At 40.4% G+C, this 6,098-nt stretch carries 12 protein-coding genes; 7 read left to right on the top strand and 5 right to left on the bottom strand.

Annotated features, from left to right (window positions below):
* The coding region (locus tag NSCA4_RS0110645) for an IS30 family transposase (RefSeq protein WP_016688107.1) at positions 1-311 on the top strand (311 nt) is incomplete at its 5' end.
* 93 nt (positions 312-404) lie between these two features.
* On the opposite strand, the gene NSCA4_RS0110640 is transcribed toward NSCA4_RS0110645, so the two are convergent.
* The 3 genes from NSCA4_RS0110640 to NSCA4_RS16150 are packed head-to-tail and all read right to left on the bottom strand — an operon-like array spanning position 405 to position 1,142.
* The gene (locus tag NSCA4_RS0110640; protein WP_141565472.1) at positions 405-740 is read right to left on the bottom strand and encodes a hypothetical protein; all 336 of its coding nucleotides are present in this window, start codon (positions 738-740) and stop codon (positions 405-407) included.
* A gap of 5 nt (positions 741-745) precedes the next feature.
* Entirely contained in the window at positions 746-1,030 is a 285-nt protein-coding gene (locus NSCA4_RS0110635; protein WP_016688105.1) for a hypothetical protein, read from the bottom strand.
* On the bottom strand, positions 1,017-1,142 hold the full coding sequence (locus tag NSCA4_RS16150) for a hypothetical protein (RefSeq protein WP_016688104.1): 126 nt from the start codon (positions 1,140-1,142) through the stop codon (positions 1,017-1,019). Before NSCA4_RS16150 ends, NSCA4_RS0110635 begins: the two co-directional genes overlap by 14 nt.
* 764 nt (positions 1,143-1,906) lie before the next feature.
* Here NSCA4_RS16150 and NSCA4_RS0110625 point away from each other — a divergent pair.
* On the top strand, positions 1,907-2,152 hold the full coding sequence (locus NSCA4_RS0110625; protein WP_016688103.1) for a type II toxin-antitoxin system Phd/YefM family antitoxin: 246 nt from the start codon (positions 1,907-1,909) through the stop codon (positions 2,150-2,152).
* A complete protein-coding gene (locus NSCA4_RS0110620) occupies positions 2,149-2,535 on the top strand; it encodes a type II toxin-antitoxin system VapC family toxin (protein WP_016688102.1) in 387 nt (128 codons plus the stop codon). Before NSCA4_RS0110625 ends, NSCA4_RS0110620 begins: the two co-directional genes overlap by 4 nt.
* A gap of 117 nt (positions 2,536-2,652) precedes the next feature.
* Here NSCA4_RS0110620 and NSCA4_RS0110615 read toward each other — a convergent pair whose 3' ends face one another.
* Positions 2,653-3,255 carry a LexA family transcriptional regulator gene (locus tag NSCA4_RS0110615; protein ID WP_016688101.1) on the bottom strand — a complete coding sequence of 201 codons (603 nt, stop codon included), beginning with the start codon at positions 3,253-3,255 and terminating at the stop codon, positions 2,653-2,655.
* A gap of 120 nt (positions 3,256-3,375) precedes the next feature.
* On the opposite strand from NSCA4_RS0110615, the gene NSCA4_RS0110610 reads away from it, so the two are divergent.
* From NSCA4_RS0110610 to NSCA4_RS0110595, 4 genes are all read left to right on the top strand, one after another.
* Positions 3,376-3,576, top strand: coding sequence for a transcriptional regulator (locus tag NSCA4_RS0110610; protein ID WP_016688100.1), 201 nt, complete (start codon positions 3,376-3,378; stop codon positions 3,574-3,576).
* Positions 3,577-3,717: 141 nt separating this feature from the next.
* Positions 3,718-4,368, top strand: coding sequence for a phage replication initiator YdaU family protein (locus tag NSCA4_RS13150; protein WP_255265312.1), 651 nt, complete (start codon positions 3,718-3,720; stop codon positions 4,366-4,368).
* 507 nt (positions 4,369-4,875) lie between these two features.
* On the top strand, positions 4,876-5,124 hold the full coding sequence (locus NSCA4_RS0110600) for a type II toxin-antitoxin system Phd/YefM family antitoxin (RefSeq protein WP_255265311.1): 249 nt from the start codon (positions 4,876-4,878) through the stop codon (positions 5,122-5,124).
* A complete protein-coding gene (locus tag NSCA4_RS0110595; RefSeq protein WP_016688097.1) occupies positions 5,124-5,384 on the top strand; it encodes a Txe/YoeB family addiction module toxin in 261 nt (86 codons plus the stop codon). The genes NSCA4_RS0110600 and NSCA4_RS0110595 overlap by 1 nt, the downstream gene beginning before the upstream one ends.
* 81 nt (positions 5,385-5,465) lie before the next feature.
* On the opposite strand, the gene NSCA4_RS0110590 is transcribed toward NSCA4_RS0110595, so the two are convergent.
* Positions 5,466-5,753 (bottom strand): hypothetical protein, encoded by a 288-nt coding sequence (locus NSCA4_RS0110590; protein WP_141565471.1) that lies wholly within the window; start codon positions 5,751-5,753, stop codon positions 5,466-5,468.
* Positions 5,754-6,098 lie beyond the last annotated feature (345 nt).

Here is a 6,098-nt window from a genome sequence, read left to right as displayed (position 1 = left end):
TACATAAAGTCAGAGTGCACACCATCACCATGGACAATGGCAAAGAATTTTACCAACACACCAAAATAGCCAAAGCATTGAAAGCGGAGACTTATTTTTGCCGCCCCTACCATTCTTGGGAAAAAGGGCTGAATGAGAACACCAACGGACTCATCCGACAATATTTCCCCAAACAAACCGATTTCCGAAACATCGGTAATCGGGAGATACGCAGGGTTCAAGATGAATTGAACCACCGGCCAAGAAAAACACTTGGCTACGAAACGCCAAGTGTTTTATTCTTGAATCTGTTCCAACCACTGGTACCATAGTGTTGCACTTGAAATCCGAATCCAAGGTCGTCTGAAACTTCTAACGGCCTGAAATTAACCTTACTTATTTTGTTATGGACTTAAGTTCCATTTTCAAATCATGTTTTTGCAATCAAACATAATATCCTCGATGTTTCCAAGTGTAATGGTTTTCCCAACTGTACATCTTTGCATATTTTCTTTTTGAATAGCAGTTCCACTGAGGGGGATATATTTATATGGGTTTACTTTTGAAACAAATCCAAATAGGAGTAAATACAGGAAGAATGCTACGCAAGCTATAAATCTTGGAAGTTCACTACCTTTCCAATTGCATATAAAATAAATGTAGTTAGCTGCAAAAATTAATAAACTAATAAAAAGGAATACCCATCCCCAAACGCTAGGAAATCCATAATCATCAAAAAACCAATTAAGAATAAAAGACATCGTTTTCATCTTTCCTGAATAAATCCCGAAAACTGCTCCTTAAATTGCTTCGCTATCTCAGCAATATCAAAACCTGCTTCTAATCCAAATTGACCTTTCGTTAAATACAATCCAAATTGTTCTTGATATTTCTTAGCAATATCTGCTTCAGCGTAACAGATTTCAGGATCATCATGACGTAGAAAATAAAACTCTGGATGAGGGATAATGTATGAACCAGCTCGCAATTCCAAGAACTCACAAATATCCTCAGCCAAGTTCATTAAGATACATATTTCAATATCTTTCATAAATTTCCTGTCCCGAGCGCACATAAACCGCCGAGCGTTTTTCAAAATGATCACTGATTTCTGCTGCTTTGATTTGCAGGGTTTTAATTTCATCCTTTGTCATATTTGTCATAACCTCACCTTTGAACTATAATAATAAACTATCTGAAATAATAAACTCGGATGAACCCAAACGGAAACCCACTTGTGCAAGAAGTGGGCTTGGATTTGGATACATGTTTAAAGACGGGTAGAGCCGTCTGAACATTTGGGCATACGCCCTATCCGGATTTATCCGATAAATACCCGCTCACGGCGGGGAAAAGAAAAATCAATATGTAGTTTGCAGCTTGTCCGCAGATTATCGCTGCTGCATCGGGATTACGTCCCGATTAAAAATACGTCCAACTTGCCGCCTGTTACCGGACCCTCTCATCAGGCTACCCGGATGTGCGGCATTTTTTTGGCAGGTTGAATGCTGCCCGCAACCGTTTATCCGATTTACCCAAAGGCTCAAACGCCTTTTCTACGCCTGTTGTTTCGGACTTTTTAAGCCGAAATAACTCCGAAGGGCGGTTGCTTCGTTCCAAACTGTTAAAGATCAAATTGTTATGTTTAGTATATTTTAAATATACATATTTATCTATTACAAGTTGACATTTTTCCTAAGAAATTTTTACTTATTGATTATTAATGTTTTTATTTTCATTTAAAAAAAGAAAGGACATCTGAACCTTGAAACGACCTTTTTGGGGAATTGAAATTGGTGTCCTAGAAATGTGAAAAACAAAAAGTCGTCTGAATTTTCAGACGACTTTTTGTTTTGGCGAAAATAGTAGCTGTTTATTTCAATATAGGATATAGTTAGCTAACTAAACTAAGTTTAAGGTCTTAATCATGTTCCAAGCAAATATACATCAGGCAAAAACCAATCTCAGCCAATTGATTCAAAAAGCTGAGGCAGGCGAAACCGTCATTATCGCCAAGGCAGGAAAACCCTGCGTTCAATTGACCAGTATTGTCAAACAAGAGCGGAAAGCAGGCGATCTGAAAAAATTCAGCAATTCCCAAAATACCGATATTTCCAGAATCCTTGAAAGTGATGACGATACCGCAGATTTATTTGAGGCTTCTTCGCTATGAGAAAGATTCTGTTAGATACACACGTTTTACTGTGGTGGCTGATGGATGATGACAAATTAGGCGAAAATGCCCATAAAATAATCAGAAATCCCAATAATCTGATTTTTGTCAGTGCAGCAAGCATTTGGGAAATTTCCATCAAATTAAATAAAGGGCTGCTGAAACTGCCTGAAGAATTTTTTGATATTACAGAGCAACAAGATTTTGAGAATCTGCCTATAGATTTCTTCCATGCTAAACAAGCAGGATTACTCCCTCCGATACACCGAGATCCCTTTGACAGAATGATGATTGCCCAAACTCAAGCGGAAGGCTTAGAACTGATGACTGTTGACGGACATATCCCTCAATACGGAATCAGGGTAATTGATGCAAGCAAGTAAAAATATATTTCAAACACAAAAGGTCGTCTGAACTTTCAGACGACCTTTTTGGTTTAACTAGTAGTTTTTTCTGATTAGGTGTTGATTGGTAAACTTCAAAATAGGGCTTGTGTTTGGCTAGGAAAAGTTTCTATTAAGATTAATAACTACGCCGATAATATTCGCATCTGACGGCATGATTTCGGGTTGGTTATCATTGTATTTTAAAAAATGCTGATTCTTTATATCCAACAGAAGTTTTGCAACAATTCCTCGGTTGTGTGCAGAGACTACCATTATAAAATCACCATGTTTGGCTATGATATTTGGGTTAATAGTTAGAATATCATTTTTGAAAATCCCTTCACTTTGTAAATCGTTATCAGGGACGCGAGCCAAAAAAGGTTTTATAAAACCGGTCCGGGGGACATTCTCAAGATTTATTAGAGGACTATCTATCTTATCGTTGTGTGTGCAAGAAAAAGGGGCATCTCCAAAGTTGTTTCTTCCTACTTGTATATGATTTGCATTATTATTGATCACTTGATTTTGGTAAGGTAGTGGATAATTGCATACCTCAGATATTTTTACCATAACCTCAAATGTAGGCTTATTCCTTCCTTTTTCAAGAGCGGAAACGCTACCCTTGCCAGAGAATCCAATCTCCTCAGCCAACTCTTCTTGCGTCAAGCGCACCTGCCTTCTTGCATTTGTGACCCATTTAGCCAAATCGTAGTTCATAGGACAGTCTTGATTTAAAAATTTGATTCTATATAGACTCAAAATAGTTGTCGCATCTGAATAATTGACTAATATGTATATTAAAAATATACTTAAGATAATTTTTTACCGAGAAAATATATGCTGAAAGCTCTTCAAGTAGTGGTCGAATTAATTGGTAGTCAGGCATCATTAGCTCGAAAGTTAGGTGTTCAACGCTCAACAGTGAATAGTTGGATTCATGGTAGAAACAAAATTCCGCCCGAGGTTGCCATCAAGATAGAGAAATTGACCGACTCCAAAGTGAAGAAAAAAGAACTGAGGCCTGATTTATTCGACTGAACATTCGGAATAATCATGCTCACCGCCGACATCCGCCATCATATTACAACGGACTTCGTGGTTTACCGCGAGTTCGGGCTTTTGTGCGGATCCAATATTCAGGCGGCGACTCTGCTGTCAGGGTTGTTTTGGTAGAGTGATGTGGCCGATAAAGAGCCACAGCGTCGGGGGTGGTTTTATAAAACCGCTGCCCAGTTGCTCGACGAGTTGGGCTTAACCCGTCGTGGCTACGAGAAGGCGCGGAAGTTTTTATCGGGCAAAGGCGTAATCCAATGCCGACGCGCAGGCGTACATGGCAGAATGCACTGGCAGCTCAACAAAGAGCGGTTATTGGAGCTTTGCTATCTAGTTAAAGGCGAGCCATTACCGAAGTTTCACAGCCGCTACCATCTCGACATCGACAATTTCCGCCTTGAAAAGTGGGTTAATTTCGACCTTTGGAACGAATTCCTCAAAATGCGCGCCGAAAAAGGCAAGCCCCTCAATATCAAGCAGAAAAAAATCCTGCTCAACCAGCTTAAAGACCTCAAAAACAAAAACTACGACCTCAATGCCGTGATGCAGAAATCGATTCTGAACGGCTGGGCAGGCTTCTATGCCTCCGACCATTCCCCCAACATCCCTGCGCCGCCGACGTCCGAAGCGGCCACGCGCAAAGCTAAGGCGGAATACGAGGCGCAAATCAAACAATCCTCCCATCCGCCCCCTGATACAGGCGGGCAGAGGAATCCCGACAATCTCGATCGCCAAAATCTCAAAAACCTCAAAAACCTCTTTAGGAAAAAACAGTAATCATCAGGCTGTTGGCACCGCCACGCCCAAACGCTGCGCCGGCAGCTTTTTTTGCGCCCTTTGAAGCCGGAAAGGTCGTCTGAAAGGCGGTTTTGCCTGTTATGCGGCGCCGATTGGGATATGCTCACCTGTCTTTCCGTCTCATATTTCTATTTTTACCCGAATCAGATGATAAAAATCCCCTTTTTTGTTTGAAATAAGTAATTGAAAATACTGTGTTTGTACATATTGATCAAAGAACATTGGCTTTTGAGTACAGAGAACTTTGTCCACATAGGACGACCTTTATACAAAGACCACGATCACAGACCACTATCAAAAAATATTACAGGCGGCCGCCTGATTGTTTTTTGTGCAATTTATGATCTATGTAGATGGATATTGGCGTTTGGGCGGATATGGGGTGTTTTTGAGGAGGGGATATGTACAGGTTTTGTGGATAAATAGCTAGAAATATGTACAGGTTTACTGTACAATTAATTGTGTTGCTTAATGGAGATACAAAAAATGGACTATGTAATCAGCTACACCGCAGCCCGTGAAGATTTGGCGAAGGTTATGACCAAAGTGTGCGAAGACCAAGTAGTAACACATATTACGCGCCGGAACGGAGGGAACTGTGTCTTGATGTCTGAAGAAGAGTACGGCTCTATTATGGAGACGCTGTACCTGTTCGGAAATCCTGCCAATGCTGCACATTTGGAACACTCGCTGGCTCAGGCAGAACAGGGAAAATTTGTCGAGGTTGATCTGTGATGAAGCAGCGTTTTACCGCCAATGCCGCCGAAGATTTGGCTTATTGGAAAAAGCACGATGCCAGGAAGGTTGAACGGATCAAGTTGCTTTTGGAAGATATTAAAGCCAACCATCCGAAGGGAATCGGTAAACCTGAACCGCTGCGTCATCAGAAATCGGGACTGTGGTCACGAAGGATTGATCGGGAACACCGTTTGGTTTACTCGGTAGAAGAAGATACGGTAACGGTTTATGCCTGCCGATACCATTACGAACGCTGAACGCGGTATTTTATCTCGAAAGCCGTCTGAAAATTCAGACGGCTTTTTTTATATGTACTCCTTAGGATTGATCTGATTCTGTCAATCGAATTTGTCTTCGCCTGATTTCCCGGAGGAGGGCTGATCCGGGTTTTCTGTCTTTTGACATTCATTTTCTTTCAAATGATTTAGAGATGAAGACGGTTTTTGAGCTTCGGTTTTGCTGTTTTCCGGCTGGTTGCTTTGCTCCGTTCGTAAGCGTGTTTTGACAAACCAGTTGATCGTCGTCAGTCCAACTTCGAGGCCGTTTTCTTTCAAAAATTGCTGAATCTGTTTTTGAGAAAAACCTTTTTGTTTGAGCAGCAGGATGTCGGATTTGAACGGCTCCAATTTGGAACGCCGTCCGTTTTCTTCCTGTGCGCTGATGAAGTCCTTTACAGAAACACCCATATCTAACACCAATCTAATTTTAATCTACTACTAACCTAATGATAATTTACTTATAAGCGAATAAAATCCAATAATAACCTATTTAAACCTATAAATCAATCTAATATAAATCTAATTTATAAACCATATGTAATCTATTTAAATCTATTCATGACCCATGTCAATCTAATTTTAATCTAGCTGAATCTAACAAAAATCTAATAATGAACCAATAAACATCCCCATCCGCGCGTATCATCCCCTCAAAAAGGGATATTTCTTTAGTACAACACCAAATTCATCTAC

It is taken from the genome of Neisseria sicca 4320 (assembly GCF_000193735.1).
Lineage (GTDB): Bacteria > Pseudomonadota > Gammaproteobacteria > Burkholderiales > Neisseriaceae > Neisseria > Neisseria sicca_E.
The sequence above is the reverse complement of the archived record's forward strand: the minus strand, read 5'-3'. Positions and strand labels throughout refer to the sequence as shown.